Genomic DNA, 569 nt, shown 5'->3' on the forward strand with positions numbered 1-569 from the left:
GGGTCGGATGGCGTTTTCCGCCAGGGCGTTGCTGATGTGCAGTCGTCCATCGGCAAGATAGCCCGTCAGCAGTTCCCACTGGTTGAGCGTGTATTGCATGGCCTTATACGTCAGGCTGTCCTTGGGCACCCGGGTGCGGTTTTTCTCCAACCAGGCCTTGAGGTCATTGAGTACCGGCTGCGCCAGCTGCTGGCGCTGCCGGGTCTTTTCTTCCGGCGGCAGGGCTTCGATCCGTTTCTCGATGGCGTAGAGTTTGCGGATCTTGCCGATGGCCACATCAGCCTTGCTGACCTTCGTGCCTTTCTTTTTCGCGGGGGCGGCCTGGCTGGCTTCGACGAACTTGCGCCGTGCGTGATCCCAGCAACCGATGCGGGTCAGGCCGTTTTCCCGGCACACCCGGTTGTAGCCGGCATAACCGTCGGTCTGGAGTGTTCCCCTGAAGCCATCAAGCAGGCGCAGGGGCACGGCCTCACTGCGTGAGGGATCGTATTCGAACAGCACCGCCGGTCGGTCCGGTGGTCCGCCCCGGATCACCCACATCCATTTGTCCGACTGGGCCGATTTGCCGG

General features: G+C 62.4%; 1 protein-coding gene. It reads right to left on the reverse strand.

The genetic code is table 11. The features are described from left to right. Nucleotides 1-569: IS66 family transposase (gene tnpC / locus ACOCD2_RS25385; protein WP_419626394.1), on the reverse strand; the 569-nt coding region annotated here is incomplete at both ends.

The organism is Thiolapillus sp., assembly GCF_048562965.1.
Taxonomy (GTDB): Bacteria; Pseudomonadota; Gammaproteobacteria; order Chromatiales; family Chromatiaceae; genus Thiolapillus; species Thiolapillus brandeum_A.